We start from the raw sequence: 23,753 nt of genomic DNA, 5'->3' as shown, positions 1-23,753 counted from the left end.
CTACGACAAGCTGGCGAAAAGTTTTGCGGCGATGGTCTCACTGGCTTGCACCATGCGGTGTTTGCGACATTACTTTTCGTACACTGCCTAGCACACGCTTATCGTTTCGCCGACAACATGGCCCCGCCATTTGACTCGGCAGACCGCCCGGGTGAAAGGGTTGACTATTGATATAAGGGAGATTTTCACCCGCAAGGGAAGTCAGTCAACGCAACACGCCATCAACTTTGTATCGATGACGATCTGACTTCCCGACATGAACAGAGTGATTGGACTACGGCCTGTCACACCAACCCCATACTCACGCATCAGTAAGACTTACGCCCCGTTTGAACAGGGGGCGGAAACCTTGTCGCGTTGAAAAAAGTATCCGGCTGGCAACCAAGCAACATCCACAGAGCAAAAGCTCGCCGTGGCCAGGAATCTGAAACAGACAGACTACGCATTTCCGATCATTTCATTACCTGCAAATAAGTAATGGCTGAGTTCGCCTTGAAGCGCCTGATTATTCCAGAGCGTTCATAGGCGTTTGCCTAGAAATAAGTAACTCCGTGAAAAGCCAACGCATCGCGATGCACGTTTAAACCTTAATAAAACTGGACAGGAACCAATAATGCTCGAACTCTCTGATGGCTTATATCTGTTGGTGGGCGTCAGCTTTATCACTTCATTCATGACGGCAGCCATTGGTGTTGGCGGCGGGATTGGATTGCTTGCGGTGATGCCTCAATTCATCCCTATCTCTGCGGTTGTACCGGTTCACGGTTTGATTCAAATGGTGAGCAATGGCAGCAGATTCGTCTTTGACTACAAGAGTGCAAAAGTAGAGATCCTGCCTAGATATGTTATCGGCTGTCTTGTCGGAGCATTCATAGGCTATTTCTTCATCGGGAAATTCCCCGAACAATATCTGTCACTGATCCTCGGCTTTTTTATTCTGGCAATCACCTGGACCAAGATCGTCTCACGCCTGGGTTTTGTATTTAAAAACTTTGCGATCGTGGGCTTCTTTCAAACATTTCTTTCACTTTTCGTGGCTGTAACCGGTTTGATATCACAGCCCATCCTGATGAAGATGAATATTAATAAAAATGAAGTGATCGTAACCCACGCCATGCAAATGAGCGTGCTGCACGGGTTGAAGGTCGCGGCCTTTGTTATTGCCGGTTTTGCGTTCATGGATTACGCAAATCTCATATTAATCATGATTACCGCATCCACCCTCGGCTCATACCTCGGTGGCTTTCTCAGAGACCGTATATCGCAGCGTGTAGGCGCCATGCTTTTGAAAGCGGGGGTGACATTTTTTGGTTTGAAAATGATCTTCGATCATTTTTTTAATGGCATGTAAAAGTTCTTCCATCAAGACAAGGAGTGTAAAATGACTATAAGCAAGAAGTTTGATTTTTTTGACAACAAAGGAATCTCCCTTTTTCTTAAAGAACATGGATATTGCGTTATCAAGCCTCAAGACCACTCTCTCGAAGCCTTTAGAGAGACGGCGGGCAAGTTTGGACTGATCCAGTTCCATACGAAGTCCGATGAACATGGTGTGGTGGGCGGCGGCGAGCCAATAAACAAGGACTGGCAAAGCTTCAAGGATGATTACCATGGTGAACTGTCGAGCGATTTCTTCCCGCATACCGACGGGTCTTTTTTGAATGGGATGGCCTATGTAGATGGCACGGCAAAAAAAATCACGCCACCCAAGTTCGTCATCCTCCAGTGTGTTTCGAAGCCTGAGTCTGGCGGAGACAATTTCCTGGTTGACGGGCAGAAAATCTACAATGACCTGCTTTTAAATCATGCTGACACATTGAAGATATTGATGACCAGCGGCAGTGTCACCTACTGCCGGGACGACTTGTTGTCCATAGACTGCGCGGTATTCGAAAAAATCAATGACAACACATTAAGAATCCGCTACAGGTATGACAGCACCGCCTTCATTCCTGAATGGGCCAACGCCGCTTTCAACTACATCCAGAACCATTACTCCAGCAACGAGAATTACATCACCCCTATCAGCCTTGAACCTGGGGATATTCTGGTCATGGATAACCTGAGAGTCCTGCACGCTCGTCACAAATTCATCGATGGCAACCAGAAAAGAAAAGTAAGACGACTCTGGATCGCTGATGACTCAAGCGCCACATTCAAGAACATACTGGATCAGTCACCGGTGCGTAGAGCCATGCTGCCTTTTCAGAAATACAATATCGCCCGGCATGAAAATGCAGAGCATTCATTTATCGAATACACCTGCGGCATTCACTGTCAATCGAACAGGCGCTTATTAAAAGTTCACGACGAACTTGATATGCCTGTCGAGCAATAATGACCACTGACGTCACCTTGACAGCGCCCCTGACTGATACTTTCAAAAGAACCTTCATCTTCCTTTTAGCGTGCCAAGCGGATGCTGGTTTATGGTTTTCAGATAAGTTCTGACTGCCCCATGAACCCCATATTCAAAGCACCTGTCTGATCCCGGATGCTGTGCTCCCGATGCCCTCAGGAGCCAGCATCGCCGTGGATGTGACCCGCCGCCCAATCAAAAAAACGGCACCCCTCCCCCCAAACCCGTCGACCTCCAAAAAGTCATTGCTGGGCTGGCCGCGCCGGACCTCAAGGACGCCATCGTCAAACAGATTGAGCTTCCAATCGGCTCACCCAACCCCTGGAAAGCGGCCCTTTTCCCGCATCAGGCTTTCGAGCAGGCAGGCGGTGCCCAGTCCCCCATGTCGGGGTTGCTGCACACGTCGTTGACCATGGTCTGGCCACGAGCGGCGACTTTCTGGCCTTCCGCACGCTTGGCCGTGGCTTGCTGCAAGGTGCGCTCGGTGGTGACGGCTTCCTTGGGCACATTCGTCTTCGTCGCCGCCTTGGCGCCGGCCTTCTTGCGGGTCGACGCCTTCTTATCGGTGGCGGCCGGAGATTTCACGGCGGCCACCTGAGCGACGTCCTGGCGTTGCACACCGACCGTCTGCAGATCTTTCTCATAGGCCTGGGTGTAGACACCGATGCTCTCGCCGGCACGCCCATCCACGGCGGCCATCAGCGCATTGGTTTCCTTCAGGCCGCTGACGATCTCGGCCAAGCGCAGGCGCCCTTCGCTGTCGCTGATCTTCTTCGCCTTGCGCGCATTGAGCAGTGAGGTGAACTCACGCTGGTAGCAGTTCTGCGCGGTACGGGTGTAGCTGATGCTACGGTCGATTTCGCCGCTACTCTGGTCGAAGTCGCTGGCGTAGGAAGCAATGCGCGCACGGTCGTCGCTGATCTGCTTCTGGCGTTCGCTGTAGTAGCCGGTCGCGCCGCCGACCAGTGCCCCGGCGGCAGCGCCTATCAGGGCATTGCGGCCGGCATCGCCGCTATTGCCGACCATGGCCCCGGTCAGGCCGCCGAGCAGGCCACCGGCAATGGCGCCGGTGGCCACCGACTTGGTCATCGACTTGTCGGAACTGCGCAGCTGGCTGACCGGCTCATAGCATTGCGGGTAGTACTCGACCTTGGTTTGGGCCGCGACCTTCGAGCTTGGAGCCCCGAAGCCCGCGCATCCGCCCAGCAGTAGGGCGCAGCAGACCATGCCCGGCAACGGCAGGGTACGAGCCAGGATCGAAGCGCAGTTCTTGAGTGAAGTATCCATGGTCGTGTCTCTCCTTGTTTTGTGGGTCAATTCCGTTTTCGGCTTCCGCGCAGAGCGGGCTGCGTCCAGCGTGAGCCAAGCCTGCCGACACTACATCCAGCCTAGCGGGTCTTCGCCGCCACCGACGACCGTTCCGACACCCTGCTCAGGGTCCAAGAAGCTCCTTCAGGATCGTCTCCGGATCGGCTCGGTGCTGCTGGCGAAACTGCCCCACGTGCCTGACGAAAAGCGTGGCACGGGCCATGAGGCTTTTTCCCAGCACCGGTTTGTGATTGAGCTCTTCCCGGGTCCGCTGGAACTGCGTCTGGATCACCTCGTCGGTGTAGCGCGTTCCGGTCGCCAGGTTGTCGATGTAGATCGCCAGGGCGCCCTCGAGCGCACTGCGCCCATTGGCGATGGCCGTTTCATAGAGCTTGGCGGTGGCTTCGTCCTGGGCGGCCCGCGCCTGATCGCGATCCTTCTTCAGGTTGGTCAGGCGAATGTTGTAGTTGTTGACCGTCTCGGCCACCAGGGCCGCCGACTGGATCAGGTTGCCTGCGGCCTCCTCGCGCTGCCGGGCGATCAGCGACACATTGCGCTTGAGCTCTTCGTTCACCCGCGCCAGGCGCGCCTGCAGGTTCGGATCGGTGCTGCTGGCGATGAGACTGTCCAGTAACTGGGTCGGGTCTTCGGCAGCCTCGATTTCATCGGTCAGGCCCGCCAGGCGGCCTTCCTTCTGCCACTGCTCGAACAGTTCCTCATAGCGTGAGCGCGGTGCCGACAACGCGCCCAGGGCCACCCGGAAACCGGTGGTGGCGTTGCGCTGTTCGCTGCCGTCGGCGGCGAACAGCGGGTATTCCCGGCGCATGCCGGTGAACAGCGTCAGCTCGCCTTCCAGGTAGTTGCCGCCCTTGACCACGAAGCCGCCGTAACTGCCCTGGCGGCGACCGGCGTGGACCAGTTGGAAGGACTCCTGGACCATCTCCGCGGCATTGCCGATCACGTCGAACAGTCCCAATGGATTGGGCTTTTTCAGCCCGACCGGCAACAGCCGCGCGCCCTGCCCCGTGCCCCCGGCGACCTGACTGAACACCGCCCAGTCCCCTAGCGGGCCATCGCTGTCGCTGCCTTGCACCTTGCGCGGAAACAAGCGCGCCTCCAATGCCTGGCGGCTGACCGCATGGCCACCGCGGGCGGCGAATTCCCACTCCACTTCGGTCGGCAGGCGGACGAAGCCCATCCCGCCGTCCTCGGCCGCTTTGCCGCGGCCGCTGACCGGCAACCGGTCGCGGTGGTACTTGAGCAACCAGGCGCTGTACACCGCGGCAAAGCGCTCGGCCTCGAGGCGCGACAGCTTGACCTTGGGCAAGCGCGCAGACATGTCGCTCATGGGGGCGCAGGCCGGTGCCTCGCCCTGTCCGGCCAATGCCGCCTCCTGGGCCATGACCAGGGCATATTGGCGCTCGGTGACCTCGTACTTGCCGACGAAATAGAACATCGGCTTGAGCAGGCTGTCGGCCTCGCTCTTGGGCAGGGTCGGGGCGATTCTGGCTTGCCAGTCGGCCGGCAGGTCGTCGAGGACGAACTGACCGTTGATGTAGTCGCGCCGATAACCGGAGATGAAGGATTGCCGGTAGCCCGGATCGTCATCGCTGAAGGGATAGCCGAGATTGACCTCACGGTCGTCCAGGGTGCCCTTGGCGAGGACATAGACGTAGCGGAACACCAATTCGCCTTCGCAGGGCAGCGGCAGGCTGAGGTCATCGGGCAGCGGTTTCGGATTATCCGCCGGGGCGTCCTGCGCCTGCGCCGCGCCGGCCAGCGCCAGCATGACCAGAGCCCTCAGCCAGACCAGGCCCTTCAGCCAGACCAGGCCCCTCCGCCAGACCAGAACCCTCGGCCAGTTACACATCGCGCAGTCCTTCCGAGGCTTCGATCCGCGCCGCGCGCCAGCCACCGGAGGCCGCCGCCAGCAGGCAGCAGAGCAGCGTCAGCAGCAGGGCCAGCAGGTAGTGGGTCGGCAGCAGCCGGCAGGCGAACTCCCCTGTCGCCGGTGCGAACAGCCGGTTCAGCCCGGTCTCGGCCATGCCGTACAAGCTCCAGGCCAGCAGCAGGCCGAACACCCCGGTGTACAGCGCCTGCAGCACGACGAAAGCGATCAGGGCGCCTGTCGAAAAACCCAGCAGGCGCAACACCGACAAGGCCCTGCGCTTGCGCTCGACGGCGGCCAGGGCGCTGGCGGTCATGGCCGCGAAGGCCCCGGCCAGGGCCAGGCTGGCGATGACCCAGAACACCAGGGTCAGGTTGTGGCTGAGGGAGCGCACCTGGGCGATGGCGTCGGCCTGGGTCGCGACCTCCAGCCCGCGCTTGGCGAAATAAAGACGCAAGCGCTCCACGCCGTCCAGGTCCGCGGCGTAGAGACGGAACCCCGGATACACCCGCGCCGTGCTCGCTTGTGGCTGGTACCCAGGCCAGGCCAGGCCGTCGCGGTAATCTTCGGCGGCTTCCAGCAGGGCCAGGGGCGCGAACAGCGCATCGCGCTGGAAGGCCGCGAGTGGCAAGACCCCCTGCACCCGCAGGCGGGTGCGCTGGTATTCCTGGCGCCCGCCGACCTGACGGCCGAACGCGGCGCTCAGCACGTCGCCGCCCTGGACCCCGAGCTTCTCCGCCGCCCGCTGGCTGAGCAGGACCTGGTCCGGCGCATCGGGCAGCAGCGCCGGCGCCACCAACGGGTCGCCCGCGGCGGTGGGGATCATCTCGACCGTCAGCGCCTGGCCGGCCGCGTCCGGATAGAGGTCGGCGGTCGCGGCGATCTGTCGGGTACGCGGCACGACGAAGGCCACTTCGGGACGCGCGGCCAGCTCGGCGATGGCCTGGGCGCTGAAGCGCCCGCCGCCCATGGGCACCACTTCGCGCACCGCGGGGTCGCGCTCCAGGCGTTCGGTCAGGGTGGTGACCAGGCCGAACTTGAGGCCGAACAGCACCAGCAAAGGCGCGAGCACGGCGACCAGGGCCAGGACCGCGCAAGCCGACAGGCGCACCTCGGCGCGGTAGTCGTGCCAGGCCAGCAGGGCCATCAGGGCAAGCCGCATCAGCTACCCCCCGCCAAGGTCGCGGTGACCCCGCCATCCGCGCCGCGCTGCACCTGCAAGGGATGCAGCTGCAACCCGGCACGCCGGGCCAGCGCCTCGTCATGGGTGGCGACCAGGATGCACACGCCGCGCTCCTCGGCCTGGGCCACCAGCAGTTGCATGACCCGTTCGGCGTTCAGCGGGTCCAGCGAGGCGGTGGGCTCGTCCGCCAGCACGATGCTCGGCCCATGGGCCAGGGCCCGGGCGATGCTCACCCGCTGGCGCTGGCCCACGGACAGGGCCGCCGGCAGCTTGTGCAACTGGTCGGCGATTTCCAGCTGCTCGGCCAGGCGCCTGACCGTGGCATCGGCCGGCAGGCCGAGCAGCGCCCGCGACAAGCCGATGTTGCGCTGCACGTCGAGAAAACCCAGCAACCCGCCCGTCTGCAGCACATAGCCCATGACCCGGCTGCGCAGCCCGGCCAGCACATCCTGGCGGCCACTGCGCCAGAGCCCGGCGACATCCAGCGTACGGTCGTCGGCGCGGCATTCGAAGACGCCGCCCGGGTCCGGCGACAGCACCAGAGCCAGCAGGTCCAACAGGGTGCTCTTGCCGCTGCCGCTGGGGCCTACCAGCGCCAGGCGCTGGCCCGCTCGCAAGTCGAGCCGGGGCACCACCAGGCTGTAGCGCTGTGGTCCCTCGCCGCGGGTCTTGCGAATATCTCTGAGCTTGAGCATCAGGGCAGCGTCGCCAGGGGAACGCGATACAGTGCATCGCCCGGCTGGGCGTCGCCGAAGCGGACCCAGTTGGCGCTGTCGTTGTGGAAGGTCTCGTACAGGCGGATCTTCGACTCCAGTTCGTCGATGAAGTCTTGCTGCTCGGCCACGCTCAGGGACAGCCAGAGGTCCTGGGTCATGGTCAGCGATTTACTGCGATACGGCAGGCCGTCCAGGTACTCGCCGAGGATGCCGCCTTCGACCAGGTTGCCGCCCTGCTTCAACCGCGTCGGGTCGCGGCTCATGTGGGCACTGGCGCTGGCGATTTCCTGGAAGAAATCCTTGGGTGAGGTCTGGGTACGGCGGGCCGCATCGACGATCAGTTTCAGCGACTGCTGCAGGTCGTTGAGCTGCAGCTTGGTCAGCAGCACGCAGACCTGGAAGGCCGGCAGCGAGGGATTGGTCAGGTCATGGTCGGAGGTCCAGGCGGTGATCAGCTGCGGTGCACGGACCGCCGACTGGCGACCGAGAAAGTCCATTTGCATGGCGTAGCCGATGGCCGTGGCCTTGCTCGCGACGCTCGGCGCCCCCTGTGGCGGCGGCAGGCTCGGCGCCTGGTTGTTGCGCGCCTGATGCACCTGTTCGGCGAATACCGAGCCGATCTCGGCGACCGTGTCGCCGAAGCGACCGACATCGCCGCCCGCCACCGGAATGTACAGGTCGCCGATCTGCGGGTTGGCGTCGGCCGTCAGGCTGCGGTACTGCTGCTCGGCGAAGTCATGGTTTTTCCGGCCCGCCTCGGTGCGCAAGTGCAGCGCATAGAGCTTGATCTGTTTGCTGAGGGCGGCTTCGCGCACCTCGGCTTCGTTCATCTGGGTGCGCCCCAGCGGATCGTTCTTGCGCAGGGCGCCAGCGTCGGTGACCAGCAGGATCAGCCGCCCGGCATAGGGACTCCAGTCCATGCCTTCGACCGCCGCCATCACACCGGCGAAGGCATCCTCATTGAAGGCATGGCTGGACACCTGGGCGGCCTTGACCTGGCCAGCCAGCTCGAGGAAGCGCTGTGGATCGCGGCCCTCCTTCAGGCTCACCAGGGTTTGCGCCACATATTCCAGGCCCGGGGTTTTCTCGACATTGCTGCGAAACCCCACCAGGCCGAAGCTGACGCTGTCCAGGTCGCCACGGCTGGCGATCTGCCGGTGCAATGCCTGCACCACCTGGCGCACCCGGTCGATGTAGGGCTGCATCGACACCGAGGTGTCGACCACCAGCACGATCGCCGTGCGGAAGGCATCGCTGCCGGCCTTGGCCGCTCCCCCGGCCTTGCCCAGGGGCGTATTGCCAGGGTCGATGGAGGCCACATTGAGCAGCTGCACCGGCTGACCGTCGGCATCGAAACTCTCGCGGGCCTCGAAAATCGGCAGCAGGTAGAACTGGTCCTGGGGGATGGCGCTGGCCACAGGCTCCAGAGCGACGATCTGCGGGTCCACGCTGCCTTCGTTCTGCGCCTTGTGCAGGGCCGCACGGGCCTGGGCCGTGTCAGCCAGGAACCGTTCGAGGGTGCTTACTTCGCGCAGGAACATGACCGGCGAACGACCGGAGCGCTCGGTGAACTTCAGCACCAGGCTCTGCTTCCAGTCGCTGACCTGCTCGGCCGGCAACCAGCCGTCGCGCTGGCCATCGCTGGCGGCGCCAACCTCCAGCCAGGTGCCACCCGCCACCGCCTGGCGCTGATAGACATACAGCACCGAGAACGCCGGCAGCGCGGCACCGCTGGGCGCCGCCCCGGGCTGGCCGGACACCTGTGCGCCGGGCTTGCTCAGCACGCGCTGGAACAGGGTTTTCTTGCCCGGCATCAGCAGCGGCCGGTCGCCGCCATCGGCGTTCGTCGCCAGCGGCGGTTGCGCTGCGCTGGCCGTCTTGGCGGGCGAGCCCTGCTCATCGCCAGCCGGCGTTTTTTTGGCCTCGACCTGGCCGTTTTGCGGCTCCGCCGGCGGCGCCGAGCGCAGCCACCAGTAGCCCCCGCCAGCCAGGGCCAGTGCGCCGACCACAGCCACACCGAGCAGCGCCCACAACGGCCCGCGCGACCCGGGCGGCGGCTGTGCGCCGAGGCTTGCGGCCCGCTCGGGTCTGGCCGTGGCGGCGGGCTCCGGCTCTGGCGCAGCGAGCGGCGGCATGTCCAGGGACACCGGCGTCAGCCCGCCCAGGCCGGTCGTCGCGGATTGGCCGGCGGCCGCCGAGGGCGGCAACGGCAATGGGCGCAACTGCGTCGCCTCGGCATCGGCCGGCCCGGCGGGCGGCAGATGGTCCAGCGCGGCGATCAGGGCATCGGCATCGGCAAAACGCTCGGCCGGATCCTTGGCCAGCAGCTTGCGCAGAATCCCCTGGTAACGGCCGTGGGTCATGGGCAGTTCGGGCAGCGGCTCGGTCAAGTGGGCCAGGGCCGTGGACAGCGAGTCGCTGCCGGTATAGGGCAGCTTGCCGGTGAGTATCTCGTAGAGCACCACCCCCAGGGCGTAGAGGTCGGTGCGCCCGTCGATCTGCTGGCCGCGGGCCTGTTCGGGGCTCATGTAGCTGGGCGTGCCCACGGCGAAACCGGCCTGGGTGAACTGGGTGCTGTCCTCCAGGGACTTGGCGATGCCGAAGTCCGAGAGCACCGCCGAACCGTTGGCGCGGAACAGGATATTGGCCGGCTTGACGTCCCGGTGTACCAAGCCCTGGGCATGGGCATACCCCAGGGCCAGGGCGATCTGGCGCAGGTAGACCAGGCCCTGCTGCGGGCTGAGCCCCTCGGCAATCCGCTCCTTCAACGTCCCGTTCGGCAGGTACTCCATGGCCATGTAGTAGAAGTGGCCGACATTGCCGATGTCGTAGATGGTCACGGTGTGCGGGTGGGAAAGCCGCGCCAGGGTCTTGCCCTCGCGCAGGAAGCGCTCGCAGAAGCTGCGGTCGGCGGCCAGCGCGGCGGCCATGACCTTGAGCGCCACCTTGCGCTCCAGCGAGCGCTGGGTCGCCAGGTAGACAGTGGCCATGGCGCCCTCGCCCAGCTCGCGCTCGATCCCATAGCCGGGAATGTCCATGTCCATGCTCGAGCGTTCTTCGGCTGATGCGTTTTCAGTGGGCATTGACGACTACCGCCGTGATGTTGTCGGGAGCGCCCCGGGTCAGCCCCAGGTGCACCAGGCTGCGGACCACCTCATAGGGGCTCGCGTTGCCCAGCACGTCGCGCAGTTCAGGGTCCTCGACGGTCTTGGTCAGCCCGTCGCTGCACAGCAGGAAGCTGTCGCCGGGACGCACCTCCAGGTCCACGGCCGAGAGTTCCAGCCGGTCCTGGGTGCCCACGGCGCGGGTGACGATGTTGGCCATGGGGTGCTCGCGCGCCTCGGCCTCGCTGAGCAGCCTGTTGTCCAGCAGCTCCTGGACATAACTGTGGTCGTGGCTGATGACCTCCAGCTGGCCCTCGCGCAGGCGATACAGGCGGCTGTCGCCGGCCCACAGGCAGGTGGCCTTGTCTGCTCGGGCGGCGAGCAGCACCAGGGTGCTGCCCATGATGCCGACACCGCGCTGCGCGGTTTCCTGGCGAACCGCCGCGTTGGCCTGCTCCAGCCCCGCCCGCAACGCCTGGACATAGGCCGCCAAGGAGGGCTCGGGCGGGATGGCGCGCAACGTATCGACGATCAGGCTGCTGACGAAATCGCCCGCCGTATACCCGCCCATGCCGTCGGCCACCACCCAGAGGCCGGCTTGCACCGCATCCAGGCAAGCGTCCTCGTTGACCTGACGCACCATGCCGACATGGCTGTGGCTGGCGGATTCGTAACGCGTTACGGCTGACGACATGCCCTGGCTCCCGAAATGTCCCTAATGCCCAAAATCAGCTCCCGAAATCGAACTGCGCGGTTTGCGCAAGCGCCGCGCAGCCGCCCTCGCCCAGCAGAAAACCGCTGAAATCCTGCGCCGCCGACAGCCCCTGGCAGCGCAGCAGGCCGGCGGCGACCCGTCCGGAGCCCTTGCCCCACCAGAGGCTCGCGCCCTCGCAGGCGTGCTGCATCAGCACCGCCCCACGCGCCGCCGCGGTCGTGGCGGCGAAACGCATCTGCCCCTCCAGCCCCGGCATGCCCGGCACCTGCGTGCTACAGACCGGGCGACCGAGGGCCGGCACCGCGGCCTCGAAGGCCTCGACAGCGGCCTCGGGCTCCAGGGTCGAGAGCAACAGGGCCTCGGCGGCCTCGAACCAGTCATCCGGGCCGGCCACCAGCGCGCCCAGATCGGTCTCGGCCTCCAGCTGTAGCGCGATGGTCAGCGGGAAGTAGCGCCCGACCCGGTCGACACTGGGCATCATCACCCCCACCGCCGCCTCGCTGCCGAGCAGGCCCGGCGCCACGGCAAAGCGCCACAGCGGGCTGACCAGGTAAGCATCCAGCCAGGCCGCCCCCAGCGCCGCCTGGCTCGCGGCCATGCCGGCGGAGAGCCAGGCATCCCAGCGCTCGATAAAGGTCGGCGACAGGCCGCGGTGGATGAAATCCCCGCGGCCGGCCAGCTTGCCGTAGAAACCCGGGCTGCTCACAAGCGCTCCGGCAGGCTGAAGCCGGACAACAGCCGGCCCTTGAACGGGTTGAACGCGCTGCTGGCGCGCAGCTCGCAGGAGATGCTGGCGCTGTCGACGCGCATGCGCAGGGTGAAGCGGTCCGGGGCGTTGCCCTGGGTCAGGTCAGACTGTTCCAGCAAGCGAAACCAGGCCCAGGGCCCCTCCAGGGTCAGTCCCGAACGACCGGCGCTGGTGGGCGGCGTGACGGACAGGCGCACCACCCCCAGGCTGTTGGGGCTGGGCCATTGCATCGCCATCGGCCGGCTGGGGCCATGGTCGTAGCTGAGCTGCTGGCCGTCCAGGTCGAGCAGGAACTGGCTGATGGAGGCATCCATGGCCACCGGCTTGAGTTCGAAGCGTACCGCCGGCTGGGTGCCTCCGGCGCGGAAGTAGGCATCGCGAATGGCCGCGGCGCGCTGGAAGGTTTGCAACACGCCTGGGCCGATGCCGAGTTTTTCCGCGGCGCCCGGCTGCCAGCGCCAGTTGCTGGTCGAGGTGTTGACGTAGGCTTGCAGGTACTTGCGAAAGTAGTTGTCCATCACCCCGCCCACGCCGAAGAAATTGCCGAAGTCCTCCAGGGTGGCCTCCCGCGAACTGGAGTTGACCATGGGGTAACGGCCAGCCAGGGACTGGCGGTAGACATTCACCACCTCACTGATCCAGGCCGCGTTCAGCTGGGTGCGGATGCTGCCCATCATGCTGCTGGTGGTGGCGCTGACCACCGAGTTGACCAGCTTCTGCACCAGTGGCGGCTGACGCTCGGCGCCGAGTTTGACCCGCGATGCCGTGGCCACCGCCTGGTTCTTCGCCTCGCCCAGCAGGGCCTCGCCGCTGGCGCCGCTCATGGCGCTGACCTGCACATACAGCTCATTGAGCTGGGCCAGCAGATCGTCGATCGGCGCGGGCCCATCCCCATGGGCGGTCACCAGGCTATTGAGCTCGGCGAAACGCGCGCTGATGGGATCGACCTGCGAGGCTGCCGGCGAATCTTCCTGGGCCGCTTGGCCGACCAGCGAGCCGAGCTGCTGCTTGAGTTTGTCCACGGTGCCGTCAGCGGCCTTGAGCTTCTCAGCCAGCAGGCGATCTTCTTGTTGCAGGTTGGTTTCCTTGGCCACTGCATCGAGCAGTTTCTTCAGTGGCGAGTTTGGCCCGGAGAGCACCCGCAGCACATCGGCGGCCTGGGCGATGCCGTTGATCGCGACGAAGTCGAGATCGCCGAGCAGTGTTTCCCATTGGTTGAGGAAATCCTGGAAGTACAGGGCACGCACCTCCAAGGCCAGGCTGGCGACATCCTGGTTGTCGTTCAATGGCCGGCCGAGTACCCATTGTTCCTCGGCCAGGGCGCCGGACTGGCTGAGGCTGGCGACCATGAATGCCTGGCGGTAGCCACGGTAGGTATAGAAACCGGACAACGGATCGCTCAGCGGCTTGCCGCTCTTGCGCGTGAACACCAGGGCGGCGTCGCGCCCGGCCGCTTCGCTGAGGCGAAAATCCGCTACGCCCTCGGGCAGTTTCTGGCGTTTCACCCGACTGTAGACCCGCTGCGCCACGGACATCTGTTGCAACTGCCGACGCAGGTCGGCCAGCAGCGCTTCATCCAGCCTCGCCGGCGGTGGCTTGTGGGCGAACAGCGCATTGAGATGCTCGGCCAGGGCCAGCCGCTGCTCCGGGGCCAGGTCGCGCGGCAGGCTGTGGTCCCAGTCGAGGTTGATCCAGGTCTTGATGGCATCGGCGTCATAGTGCTCGGCGCTGGCCAGCATCAGGTAGACCTTGAGACCTTCGTAGAGAAACTCGGTGTTGCCGCCGCTGCGCAACTGTTCCTCAATGCGGGTCAGCAGACGCGGCGCGAGCACCGCGATCAGCAGCTTGCGGTACACGCTGGCGGCTTTGGCGCCGAGCATGTCGCCCTGGAACAGGCCATAGCCTTCGGCCCAGGACAGCGAATTGTCGGCGACATGGCGAACGGCGTTGAGCAGCGGCAGCACGGCCAAGACCTCGCGCTGCGCCGGGCTGAGCGATTCGACCTGCCCCTTGAGCGGCGCCAGGCGCGCGTCCACCTCGGCGATATAGGCCTGGTTGGCGCGGTAGCTGGCGACCCAGAGGGCCGTCACCGTCAGCAAGACCAAGGCACTGGCGGCGAGTACGCCACGATTGATCCAGCGATGCCGGCGCTCGACCTTGGGGTTGCTGCCGACCAGGCCGCGCTCGCCGAAGGCGACATCGCGGAACAAGCGGGTAATGAAGTAACTGCGGCCTGTGCCGGTCTGGCGCGCCAGGTGCTGGCGATCCAGGTTCATGCTCTGCGCCATGCTGCCGATCAGACGGTCGATGGGGCTGCCTTCCTGGGTGCCGCTGGTGAAGTACAGCCCGCGCAACAGCGCCCGTTCTTCATAGGGATTGGGCTTGAATACCCCCTCGAGGAAGGACGACAGGTTGTGACGCAACGCCGCGAACTGCTGGATGAAGGCGTAGATCAGATCGCGTCGGTTGGGGTCGCGCTCCTGTTGCAGGCGCTCGACCAAGCGCTCGGTAAGACGCGCCTCGAGGGCGGTGAATTCCTCGTCGAAACGAGCCAGCGGGCCTTGGGGACTCTTGCCATCGTCCAGGGCAAAGGTGACGCCCCAGACCTGCGCGCGCTCTTCCTTGCTCAGCGCGTCGAAGAACTCCATGAACCCCGGCACCAGGTCGAACTTGGTAAGCATCACGTAGATCGGGAAGCGCACACCCAGCTGGCTATACAACTCCTGTACCCGCGTGCGGATGGCCCGGGCATGGGCGCTACGCTCGGCCTCGCTGCCCAATAGCAGGTCGGACAGGCTGATGGCGACGAAGACGCCATCGATCGGCCGGCGCTTGCGCTGGTTCTTCAACAGGTCGAGAAAGCCCAGCCAGGCCGCCTTGTCCACCGCCGCATGGCTGTCCTGGGTGGTGTAGCGCCCGGCGGTGTCCAGCAGCACCGCTTCGTCGGTGAACCACCAGTCGCAGTTGCGCGTACCGCCGACTCCGCGGATCGCCCCACTGCCCATCTGTTCGGCCAGCGGAAAGTGCATCCCGGAATTGACCAGCGCGGTGGTCTTGCCCGAGCCCGGCGGGCCGATGATCACGTACCAGGGCAGCTCGTAAAGGTTGCGCCGCTCGTTACCGCCGAGCTTGCTGCGCTTGAGCAATAGCAGCGCTTCGTCCATGCGTTGCTTGAGGGCCGCCAGCTCTTCGGCGGTGGCGACGCTGGCCGCATCCGGCGCTACCGCCGCCAGGCCCTGCATGACCTTGGCGGCGTTGCGCCGGGCCTGGACGATGCGCAATACGCGCACCCCGATCCAGGCCAGGAACAACAGGCCGATCAGCGCCCAGCGTACGGCCGCCGGGGCCAGGGGTTCATAGGCCGCGACGATGATCAGCGGACCGAGGAACCAGATCACCAGGCTCAGGGCGAGCAGGCCAAGCAGCGGCACCACCCAGCGCACCAGGAAATTGATAAAGGCCTTCACTGGTTGCCCTCCGCTAGCACGGTGATCTCCACACGCCTGTTCCTGGCGCGTCCGGCGGCGCTGTCATTGGAGGCGACCGGTTCCGCGTCGCTGCGCCCTTCGGCGGTGAAACGCTCGGGTTGCCCGCTGCGGGCGGCGAGGATCTCCATCACTTGCTGCGCGCGATCCTGCGACAGCTTCCAGTTCGAGGGGTAGCGCAAGGTGGCGATCGGTCGGTTATCGCTGTGCCCGGTGACCTGCACCGTGCCCTTGATCTGGCGCAGGGCATCGGCGACGCGCAGCAGCAAGGGCTGCAACTGCTCGGAAATGCTCGCGCTGCCCGAGGCGAACAACTCGTCGCCACGGATGGTCACCACCGAGCGATCCAGCGCATCCTCCACGGCAACGCGCTGGGCCTTGATGTCCTCGGCGAGGAAGCGCGCCAGGCGCGGGCGTTCGATCAGCCTGGGCTGCTGCGGTGGACGGTCGATGGTTTGCACCGGGATCTCGCCCAGGGCGTGGATATTGCGAAACACCGGCTCGGCGTCGGCCGCCAGCTTCAGGCGCAAGCCGAACAGCAGCAGCAACAGCACGGCCAGGCAAATGGCTACGCCAACCCAGGGCGGCAGGAACTGCGACAAGCGATCGCGTACCACGCTGAGCCCCCGCCAATGCGGCGACAGCTCGCGCTCGAATTCGCCGCGCACGCTGCGAATGGTCGCGCTGGTGCGTTCGCGCAAGGCCTCCAGCTGGCTGCGGCCGTCATTCATGACCCGGTAACGGCCCTCGAAGCCCAGGCAGATACAGAGGTACAGCAGCTCGAGAATGTGCAGGCGCTGCTGCGGGTTCTGCAGACAGTGTTCGAGCAGCTGGAAGACTTTTTCGCCGCCCCAGGCTTCGTTGTGCAGGGTGATTAGCAGGCTCTGCTTGCCCCAGTCGCTGGTACTGCCCCAGGGGGTGCTGAGGACCGCTTCGTCCAGCGCGGTACAGAGCACATAACGGCTGAGCATCACCTCATCCTGGGCGACGCCGGCGGCGCGCGCCTGCTCCTCGAACTGGCGCAGATAGGCCAGCAACTGGGCGCGCAGGCTGGCCGGTTGCGGGTGAGCGAGGGTGCTGCGCAAGCGGGTCAGCAACGCCAGTATCGGGCCGGCCGCCCGCTCCAGCGGGTTGAGGCCCTGGGCCAGGCTGCTCGCCACCGGCGCGCCCGGCATCGCAATGTGCGGATCGGCGGCGCTGGCGCCATCCTTCCTTGGGGCAGAGGCATCGACGGAGCGCCCGCCGGGCCGCGGCATGATCAGGGTATGGTCGTTGCCGCCCGGCGAGGCGCCGCCTGAAGTGCCGCCTATGCCAGAGCTGCCGAAGGGATCATCGATCGGGTGCATGACGAACTATCCTCGAATGGCCCAGAAGGCCAGGTTCAGGCCCGGGAACTGGCCGGCAATGTGAAAGGCGAAGCCCCCTGAATTGGCCAGCTGTTTCCAGTGTTCGCTGCCACGGTCCAGTTCGAAATAGCTTGAACCGGCGTGATAGGGAATTTGCCGCGGCGCCACGGGCATGGACAGCAAGGCGATGCCGGGCAACTGCAGATTGACCAGGTCGCGGATGTGTTCCACCGAACCGATCTTGGCCTGCTGGGGGAAATGCGTGCGCAGGGTTTCGGCCGGCACCTCGGCCCGCACCACCAGGACGAAGCTGGCCATCTCCAGCAAGCTCTTGTCGGCCAGCATCGCCACATGCACGCCATAGGACTTCTCGATGATCGGAATCGGCGTGGCGCGGGTATCGATGACCATCGACAACGCTTGCCGCAGATCATGCATCACCGGGGCGAAGCTGCTCGCCAGGTCGTCGTGGGCATAGGCCGGGTAGTCGCTGGGGCGACGCCCGGCAGCGGAAAAGGTGGCGAATTCCCCCGCCAGGCAGACCGCCTCGCGATAGAAGTCCTGCGGATGCAAGGGGCTCAACCGGGCCAGGTGGCTGAGCAAGGGCTCGGCGCGATTGACCAGTTGCAGCAGCAGAAAGTCGGCGATCTCCGAGGCGCCGCCGGCCCCCGAGGCCACCACTCTTCCTGCCAGGGCCTCGCCGCGCTGGTGCAACAACCCTTGCAGCTCGCTGCGAAAGGCCGCCAGCACGCTGGAGGCGGCCACATCGAGCAGCGGCGCAATATAGTCGTCGTCCAGTTGCACGGCATTGTCCGCACGTTTTTCCAGCACCCGCAGCAAACCGAGGCAGGCATATTCGCCGAGGCCGTCGCGCTCGGTCAGCAGGCGCAGGGCTTTGCCGCCGATCGCCAGCGACGCCCGGCTCTCGAAGGCGGCGTTGTCATCGCGCACTTCCCGCACCTGGCTGATGTAGCGCGCACCGCCCGGAGCTTCGCCCTCCCCCACGGTGTCGCGGCTGCCGGCCCGCTTGAGCGGCAAACCCAGGAAGACCTGCGCATCGCGCAAATTGTCGTTGACGTTCAGTGGCGGCGGCGGCAGATCGTCGCCGGGAATGTCGAAAGGCGTGCCATCGGGTAGCACCCCGCGCGCGCTGACAATCGCCACCTTGCCCTGGCCGAGCAGGGACTCGTCGATGCGCAGCTCGGAGAACCCCCACCCCCCGGCGCTCAACGGGCGGCAACGGCCATCGATCAGGGCTTCCATGTAGCGATCATGTTGCTGGAGATGCTGCGGCCGCAGAAACATTCCTTCGGACCACACCACACGGTTATTCCAGGACATGGACTGGCTTCCTCGACAGGACTAATTCGCAGGTTTCGTGGCTGCCGCGCTGATCGCCCTGGCTTTCAGGGAAACCGTCAATGGCGTGGTTTCATGGCTCGGGATATTGACCATCTGGCGCCACACGGCGCTGTCCAGTTCACGGTAGGACACCACCAGGCCGAGCAAACGGCTCTGCTCGTCGAGCGTGCGCTCCAGGGTCAGCTGTTGACCCGGCTGGACCAGCAACTCGTCCTGCGCCACCAGGTCCGCGGACAAGGTCGCGCCGCTGGCATTCACCAGGGAGAAATAGTCGGCGCGACTGAAAGCTCCACCGCTCTTCAACTCATACAAACGTACCCGCACCGGCGTCGCCTGGCCGCCCGCCGAAAGATTCAGATCGGCAGCAGCCTGGATATGCATGACAACGACAGTAGGCGCAGCGGGCGGCGGCGGACTCGAAGCACAGGCAGTCAGCAGTAGTACTGTTGCGAACAACAAGAACTTTGGCATGTCGTCCTCCATGACGTTTGTTATTCCAAATCGAAACTACCGATCGCCAAACAAGATCAACTCACTATTTAATAGCCATTAGCCTTTATCCAACTAACCGATGGCGCTCAGCCTTTTCGCAACTTGGTATTTTGTTCTTCATAGGCACGACTGAATTCGCGCCCGAACAAATCCTCGAAATCATCTTCGGCCTCCCTGGAAATGCTCGCATAGAGTTCCGTGAACAACTCCCAGTATTGCGCTTGACGTCTACCGGGCAGCAAAGCGCCAATAGCCGAAGGTTGACTTAAACGCGCTTCCAGTACCGCTGGCTGAAAACGCTTGAGCAGGTGTTGGATCGAGGCTTGTACACCCGCCATGACGGCCAGTTGATGCGCTTTCAGGTCGTCGAAGCTTTCCTTGATCGCCTGGTCGGCCGGCATGAAGGCCTGGTTGCCGGAACGCAGCAATAACAGCAGCGCCTCATCGACATTGGGGGCGAACTTGAGGGGGTTGTTCTCCACCGGGCGGATCATGGTCTGGGCCATGCGGAACTCACCCTTGAGGCTGGCACGGGCGCGCAGCACCTCGATCAACCCCTCGACCATATGCCGGTAGCTGCGGCCGATGGCCTCCATTTGCGCGCGGGTTTCGCCTCTGTCGATACGCAAGTGCTCGAGCCCCGCGCCCCTGAGAAAGGCTTCCAGTCCCTCCTCATTGTCGCCCCCGACTGCCGGCGCCGGAGGGGCAACCGCGGCCCGTTGCACGGCCGGTTCGGGTGCGCTGCCGGCCCTGTTCTCCGATACCTCTGGCAATGGTTGCGGCTGGGCCTGCGCGGTGGCTTGCACAGTGGCCGGCGCCACCGGCGCCGGGCCCGCCCCCAGTTCAGTGAAGGGGTCCCAATCCGCCGGAATCGCCGGTGCCGCGCCGGTTTCGCGGGCCGCAGGGGTGCTCGGGCGTTGTGGCTCAGGCGGGCGAAAATCATGGCGTTCGGACGGCACGTGGTCGGCCAGGGCAGGAGGGGGGACGGCCGGGGACGCGAGAAAATCGAACAGGTCAGGCTTGGTGTCCAGGGGCGAACCGCCCGCGTGGATCTGCACCCTGCCGGGGGGCGGCGCCGCGGCGCCGGGCATCTCGCCCGGCGCCTGGCGCTTGATCAGCGCATCGAAGCCGGTAAAGGGATCGCTCATCCCGGGTGCGCCGTTGGCGATTTGTGGCGCGCCGTTGATCTGCACCAGGATGTCGTACTCGCCGACGCGCAGCAGTTCGCCGTCGCGCAAGGGTTCGCTGTTGCCGCGGTGCATGCGCACGCCGGCATTCACCAGCTGTACGCCATTGGTGCTGGTGTCGGTCAGGTAGTAGGTGCCGTCACGCAGTTGAATGACGCAATGCTGGCCGGACACCAGGCGCTCGGGGTCTGGAAGTATCCAGTCGTTCTCGGGGTTGCGACCGATTTTCAGCTCACCGCGATCAAGCTCGAACTCCGCGCGTTGGCCAGGAGTCAGCTTGTGATAACTGGTGATTGTCAAACGCAGCGGCATTGGAACTCCTTGTACGGTATTGCTCAATAACAACAGCTCGGGCATGCCAGCGAGTGCAAAGCGAGTATAGCCCCCTAAAAGATTTCCGTGCCCTCAAAGTTCCTGCGCTTATATTCGCTTTTTTCAAATAACCCCTATAACAAAAGAAACTAAAAAAACCGCCTCCAACCGCCTATCTTCAAACACCACAGTGTTCCTCCACTGGTCGGAGAGTTTCTTGACAACAATTGAACTGGGCTAAAACTTCAGGTCAATTGTTGAATTAAGAAATGACGCCAGACAGTGGCTCTGGATAGAGCACTTATTTGCAGGAAAAGGGATTTAATCGTGCGCTCACCCTGACCGGGCGCCGATTGCCGGGCCGATATGGAGATCACGTCCGTGGTGGATGTACAGCGCTTGTTGGAAACCATTTCCCCCGACTCCCCCTGTGGCGGCGACCTCGAGTACGACGCCGCCTTTCTCGAGCTTGAACGCGCGGCGCAAGGCCAACCCGAACGGCAGATGGGCGATGCCGTGTTAGCCGCAGCACCGCCGGAATGGCGCCAGGTCCGCGACCTCTGCGTCGAGCTGTTCACGCGCAGCAAAGACCTGCGCATCGCCAACTACTTCCTGCAAAGCGCCATTGCCCTGCAAGGCTTACCCGGCCTGGTGCAAGGGCTACAGCTGATCCAGCAACTGCTCGCGCAGTATTGGGATGACCTGCATCCCAAGCTGGATGCAGAAGATAACAATGACCCCACCTTTCGGATCAACGCCCTCGCCGGCCTCAACGCCGAGCCGGTCATTCGCCTGCTCTGGGGCATGCCGCTGATCAGCTCGCGGGCATTTGGCAGCATCGGCCTGCGGGCCGCGCTGAATGCCGCGGGCTTGCAGCGCTTCGCCAGTGAAAGCCTCAGCCCGGACCAGCTCGGCGCGGCCTTTCAGGACTGCGCGGGCGAACAGCTCGAGGCCTGCCGCGCCGCCCTGAACGATGCCCATGGCACGCTGTTGAGCATAGAGCGCGAGGTCAACGAACGGGTCGGTTCCACCCACGGCGCGGACCTGGGCACGATCAAGCAACTGCTTCGGCATGCCGTGCAAATCATCGCCGAGCACGCCCCTCAGCCAGGCGTTTCCGGCGCTGTCGCGCAGGCCGGCGAGCCTGTCGATACCGCCATGTCCCCGGCCCCCGGCGCCGCCGCGCCGCGCATCGCCGGCGAGATCGGCAGCCGTGACGATGTGCTGCGCAGCCTCGACCGGATCCTCGGTTATTACGCCAGGCACGAGCCCTCAAGCCCCGTGCCGGTGCTCCTGAGCCGCGCCAAGAGACTGGTCAGCGCCGATTTCGCCACCATCGTGAGCAACCTGATTCCGGACGGCTTTTCCCAGTTCGAAAAATTGCGCGGGCCCGAGGGTGAATAGTCCGAGTGAAAACGCTTTAACCGACGCCCATCCAACACAGCCGCATAGGCAGCGCAGGAGGAAAAATGGCTAACACCAGCAGCCAGAAATTCATCGCCCGTAACCGTGCTCCCCGGGTGCAGATCGAGTACGACGTAGAGCTTTACGGCGCGGAGAAGAAGGTGCAGTTGCCCTTCGTCATGGGGGTGATGGCCGACCTTGTCGGCAAGCCTGCCGAGCCGCTGCCGGCGGTGGCCGACCGCAAGTTCCTGGAGATCGATGTCGACAACTTCGACTCGCGGCTCAAGGCCATGAAACCGCGGGTGGCGTTCAACGTGCCCAATGCCCTGACCGGTGAAGGCAACCTGAGCCTGGACATCACGTTCGAGAGCATGGACGACTTCAGCCCGGCCGCGGTGGCGCGCAAGGTCGATGCCCTCAACCAACTGCTCGAAGCCCGCACCCAGCTGGCCAATCTGCTGACCTACATGGACGGCAAGACCGGCGCCGAGGACATGATCATGAAGGCGATCAAGGACCCGGCCCTGTTGCAGGCGTTAGCCAGTGCGCCGAAACCGACCGAACCCGAGCCGCAAGCCTGACAGAGGACGCAGACCATGGCCGAATTGATGAAAGACCCGCAGGCCCAGGCAGACGCCGCGACCGCACCGAGCGACTTCGCCGCCTTGCTCCTGCAAGAGTTCAAACCCAAGACCGAGCACGCCCGCGAGGCGGTGGAAAGCGCCGTGCGCACCCTGGCCGAACAGGCCCTGAGCAAGACCGAGCTAATCTCCAACGACGCGATAAAATCCATCGAATCGATCATCGCCGCGATCGACGCCAAGCTCACCGCGCAGGTCAACCTGATCATGCATCACGCCGACTTCCAGCAACTGGAAAGCGCCTGGCGCGGCTTGAGCTACCTGGTCAACAACACGGAAACCGACGAGCAGCTGAAGATCCGCGTGATGAGCATCGCCAAGGGCGACCTGCACAAGACCCTGAAGAAGTTCAAGGGCACCGCCTGGGACCAGAGCCCGATCTTCAAGAAAATGTACGAAGAGGAATACGGCCAGTTCGGCGGCGAGCCGTTCGGCTGCCTGGTGGGCGATTACTACTTCGATCAGTCGTCACCGGACGTCGAGCTGCTCGGCGAGCTGGCCAAGGTCTGCGCGGCGATGCATGCGCCCTTCATTAGCGCGGCCTCGCCGACGGTGATGGGCATGGGCTCCTGGCAGGAGCTGTCCAACCCGCGCGACCTGACCAAGATCTTCACCACGCCGGAATACGCTGCCTGGCGTTCGCTGCGCGACTCCGAGGACTCGCGCTACATCGGCCTGACCATGCCGCGTTTCCTCGCCCGCCTGCCCTACGGCGCCAAGACCGACCCGGTGGACGCCTTCGCCTTCGAAGAGGAAACCAACGGCGCCGACAGTTCCAAGTACACCTGGGCCAACTCGGCCTATGCCATGGCGGCGAACATCAACCGCTCGTTCAAGCTCTATGGCTGGTGCTCGCGGATTCGCGGCGTGGAGTCCGGCGGCGAGGTGCCGAACCTGCCGACACACACCTTCCCGACCGACGACGGTGGGGTGGACATGAAGTGCCCGACCGAAATCGCCATCGCCGATCGGCGCGAGGCGGAGCTGGCGAAGAACGGTTTCATGCCGCTGCTACACAAGAAGAACACCGACCTCGCTGCCTTCATCGGCGCCCAGTCGTTGCAGAAGCCGGCCGAGTATGACGACCCCGACGCCACCGCCAACGCCAACCTGGCGGCACGCCTGCCCTACCTGTTCGCCACCTGCCGCTTCGCCCATTACCTGAAGTGCATCGTTCGCGACAAGATCGGCTCGTTCAAGGAAAAGGACGACATGCAGCGCTGGCTGCAGAACTGGATTCTCAATTACGTGGACGGCGACCCGGCCCACTCCACCGAAACCACCAAGGCGCAGCACCCCTTGGCCGCGGCGGAGGTGGTGGTCGAGGAGATCGAGGGCAACCCCGGTTACTACAGCTCCAAGTTCTACCTGCGCCCGCACTACCAACTCGAAGGGCTCACGGTATCGCTGCGGCTGGTATCCAAACTTCCGTCCGCCAAGGCGGTTTGATTCATCTCAGGAGGCATTCGCCGTGGTGGCGGGTGCCCTGCGACGCAGCGTGGC

At 64.1% G+C, this 23,753-nt stretch carries 17 protein-coding genes and 1 pseudogene; 6 read left to right on the top strand and 12 right to left on the bottom strand.

Translation table 11 applies throughout. The annotated features are described in order from the left end of the window. The 3 genes and pseudogenes from CRO75_RS32445 to CRO75_RS30245 all read left to right on the top strand — a co-directional run. Positions 1-91: pseudogene (locus CRO75_RS32445) on the top strand (IS5/IS1182 family transposase); the annotation flags it as partial. A 522-nt stretch (positions 92-613) separates the two neighbouring features. Further along, positions 614-1,351 (top strand): TSUP family transporter, encoded by a 738-nt coding sequence (locus CRO75_RS30250; protein ID WP_085530551.1) that lies wholly within the window; start codon positions 614-616, stop codon positions 1,349-1,351. A 30-nt stretch (positions 1,352-1,381) separates the two neighbouring features. After that, complete coding sequence (locus CRO75_RS30245) at positions 1,382-2,338, top strand: TauD/TfdA family dioxygenase (protein WP_097140217.1); 957 nt, start codon at positions 1,382-1,384, stop codon at positions 2,336-2,338. Positions 2,339-2,704: 366 nt separating this feature from the next. Here CRO75_RS30245 and tagQ read toward each other — a convergent pair whose 3' ends face one another. From tagQ to tagH, 12 genes are all read right to left on the bottom strand, one after another. After that, positions 2,705-3,646, bottom strand: a complete 942-nt coding sequence (tagQ, locus tag CRO75_RS30240) for a type VI secretion system-associated lipoprotein TagQ (RefSeq protein WP_097140215.1) — start codon at positions 3,644-3,646, stop codon at positions 2,705-2,707. A gap of 145 nt (positions 3,647-3,791) precedes the next feature. After that, positions 3,792-5,456 carry an SUMF1/EgtB/PvdO family nonheme iron enzyme gene (locus CRO75_RS30235; RefSeq protein ID WP_177409814.1) on the bottom strand — a complete coding sequence of 555 codons (1,665 nt, stop codon included), beginning with the start codon at positions 5,454-5,456 and terminating at the stop codon, positions 3,792-3,794. 73 nt (positions 5,457-5,529) lie between these two features. Next, positions 5,530-6,717: an FtsX-like permease family protein gene (locus CRO75_RS30230; protein WP_097140210.1), complete on the bottom strand. Its 1,188-nt coding sequence runs from the start codon at positions 6,715-6,717 to the stop codon at positions 5,530-5,532. Further along, the gene (locus CRO75_RS30225; RefSeq protein WP_097140208.1) at positions 6,717-7,433 is read right to left on the bottom strand and encodes an ABC transporter ATP-binding protein; all 717 of its coding nucleotides are present in this window, start codon (positions 7,431-7,433) and stop codon (positions 6,717-6,719) included. The genes CRO75_RS30230 and CRO75_RS30225 overlap by 1 nt, the downstream gene beginning before the upstream one ends. Continuing rightward, complete coding sequence (locus tag CRO75_RS30220) at positions 7,433-10,498, bottom strand: serine/threonine-protein kinase (protein WP_097140206.1); 3,066 nt, start codon at positions 10,496-10,498, stop codon at positions 7,433-7,435. Before CRO75_RS30220 ends, CRO75_RS30225 begins: the two co-directional genes overlap by 1 nt. Positions 10,499-10,526: 28 nt before the next feature. Next, positions 10,527-11,252 carry a PP2C family serine/threonine-protein phosphatase gene (locus tag CRO75_RS30215; RefSeq protein ID WP_097140204.1) on the bottom strand — a complete coding sequence of 242 codons (726 nt, stop codon included), beginning with the start codon at positions 11,250-11,252 and terminating at the stop codon, positions 10,527-10,529. A gap of 34 nt (positions 11,253-11,286) precedes the next feature. Further along, positions 11,287-11,979: a type VI secretion system-associated protein TagF gene (gene tagF / locus CRO75_RS30210; RefSeq protein ID WP_097140202.1), complete on the bottom strand. Its 693-nt coding sequence runs from the start codon at positions 11,977-11,979 to the stop codon at positions 11,287-11,289. After that, on the bottom strand, positions 11,976-15,488 hold the full coding sequence (tssM, locus tag CRO75_RS30205) for a type VI secretion system membrane subunit TssM (protein WP_097140200.1): 3,513 nt from the start codon (positions 15,486-15,488) through the stop codon (positions 11,976-11,978). The genes tagF and tssM overlap by 4 nt, the downstream gene beginning before the upstream one ends. Continuing rightward, the gene (locus tag CRO75_RS30200) at positions 15,485-16,852 is read right to left on the bottom strand and encodes a DotU family type VI secretion system protein (RefSeq protein WP_097140199.1); all 1,368 of its coding nucleotides are present in this window, start codon (positions 16,850-16,852) and stop codon (positions 15,485-15,487) included. The genes tssM and CRO75_RS30200 overlap by 4 nt, the downstream gene beginning before the upstream one ends. Before the next feature lie 6 nt (positions 16,853-16,858). Next, a complete protein-coding gene (tssK, locus tag CRO75_RS30195; RefSeq protein ID WP_009044334.1) occupies positions 16,859-18,193 on the bottom strand; it encodes a type VI secretion system baseplate subunit TssK in 1,335 nt (444 codons plus the stop codon). A 21-nt stretch (positions 18,194-18,214) separates the two neighbouring features. Continuing rightward, positions 18,215-18,685 carry a type VI secretion system lipoprotein TssJ gene (tssJ, locus tag CRO75_RS30190; protein ID WP_097140197.1) on the bottom strand — a complete coding sequence of 157 codons (471 nt, stop codon included), beginning with the start codon at positions 18,683-18,685 and terminating at the stop codon, positions 18,215-18,217. A gap of 107 nt (positions 18,686-18,792) precedes the next feature. Then, positions 18,793-20,205, bottom strand: a complete 1,413-nt coding sequence (tagH, locus tag CRO75_RS30185) for a type VI secretion system-associated FHA domain protein TagH (RefSeq protein WP_097140195.1) — start codon at positions 20,203-20,205, stop codon at positions 18,793-18,795. 366 nt (positions 20,206-20,571) lie between these two features. On the opposite strand from tagH, the gene tssA reads away from it, so the two are divergent. The 3 genes from tssA (at position 20,572) to tssC (ending at position 23,699) form a co-directional block, all read left to right on the top strand. After that, positions 20,572-21,609, top strand: a complete 1,038-nt coding sequence (gene tssA, locus CRO75_RS30180) for a type VI secretion system protein TssA (RefSeq protein ID WP_239990679.1) — start codon at positions 20,572-20,574, stop codon at positions 21,607-21,609. A gap of 65 nt (positions 21,610-21,674) precedes the next feature. Further along, complete coding sequence (tssB, locus tag CRO75_RS30175; protein WP_009049566.1) at positions 21,675-22,190, top strand: type VI secretion system contractile sheath small subunit; 516 nt, start codon at positions 21,675-21,677, stop codon at positions 22,188-22,190. A gap of 15 nt (positions 22,191-22,205) precedes the next feature. After that, positions 22,206-23,699 carry a type VI secretion system contractile sheath large subunit gene (gene tssC, locus CRO75_RS30170; RefSeq protein ID WP_053261652.1) on the top strand — a complete coding sequence of 498 codons (1,494 nt, stop codon included), beginning with the start codon at positions 22,206-22,208 and terminating at the stop codon, positions 23,697-23,699. Positions 23,700-23,753 lie beyond the last annotated feature (54 nt).

Origin of the sequence: Pseudomonas sp. LAMO17WK12:I10, from assembly GCF_900215185.1 — a bacterium.
GTDB classification, from domain to species: domain Bacteria; phylum Pseudomonadota; class Gammaproteobacteria; order Pseudomonadales; family Pseudomonadaceae; genus Aquipseudomonas; species Aquipseudomonas chlororaphis.
Note: the sequence above shows the minus strand (reverse complement) of the source record. Positions and strands in the feature narration are given on the sequence as shown.

Excerpts from the sequence above, each read along its gene's own strand:
- CRO75_RS30250 (WP_085530551.1), top strand. The coding sequence starts at position 614 with ATGCTCGAACTCTCTGATGGCTTATATCTGTTGGTGGGCGTCAGCTTT.
- CRO75_RS30245 (WP_097140217.1), top strand. The coding sequence starts at position 1,382 with ATGACTATAAGCAAGAAGTTTGATTTTTTTGACAACAAAGGAATCTCC.
- tagQ (WP_097140215.1), bottom strand. The coding sequence starts at position 3,646 with ATGGATACTTCACTCAAGAACTGCGCTTCGATCCTGGCTCGTACCCTG.
- CRO75_RS30235 (WP_177409814.1), bottom strand. The coding sequence starts at position 5,456 with ATGCTGGCGCTGGCCGGCGCGGCGCAGGCGCAGGACGCCCCGGCGGAT.
- CRO75_RS30230 (WP_097140210.1), bottom strand. The coding sequence starts at position 6,717 with ATGCGGCTTGCCCTGATGGCCCTGCTGGCCTGGCACGACTACCGCGCC.
- CRO75_RS30225 (WP_097140208.1), bottom strand. The coding sequence starts at position 7,433 with ATGCTCAAGCTCAGAGATATTCGCAAGACCCGCGGCGAGGGACCACAG.
- CRO75_RS30220 (WP_097140206.1), bottom strand. The coding sequence starts at position 10,498 with ATGGACATGGACATTCCCGGCTATGGGATCGAGCGCGAGCTGGGCGAG.
- CRO75_RS30215 (WP_097140204.1), bottom strand. The coding sequence starts at position 11,252 with ATGTCGTCAGCCGTAACGCGTTACGAATCCGCCAGCCACAGCCATGTC.
- CRO75_RS30200 (WP_097140199.1), bottom strand. The coding sequence starts at position 16,852 with ATGCACCCGATCGATGATCCCTTCGGCAGCTCTGGCATAGGCGGCACT.
- tssK (WP_009044334.1), bottom strand. The coding sequence starts at position 18,193 with ATGTCCTGGAATAACCGTGTGGTGTGGTCCGAAGGAATGTTTCTGCGG.
- tssJ (WP_097140197.1), bottom strand. The coding sequence starts at position 18,685 with ATGCCAAAGTTCTTGTTGTTCGCAACAGTACTACTGCTGACTGCCTGT.
- tagH (WP_097140195.1), bottom strand. The coding sequence starts at position 20,205 with ATGCCGCTGCGTTTGACAATCACCAGTTATCACAAGCTGACTCCTGGC.
- tssA (WP_239990679.1), top strand. The coding sequence starts at position 20,572 with ATGGAGATCACGTCCGTGGTGGATGTACAGCGCTTGTTGGAAACCATT.
- tssB (WP_009049566.1), top strand. The coding sequence starts at position 21,675 with ATGGCTAACACCAGCAGCCAGAAATTCATCGCCCGTAACCGTGCTCCC.
- tssC (WP_053261652.1), top strand. The coding sequence starts at position 22,206 with ATGGCCGAATTGATGAAAGACCCGCAGGCCCAGGCAGACGCCGCGACC.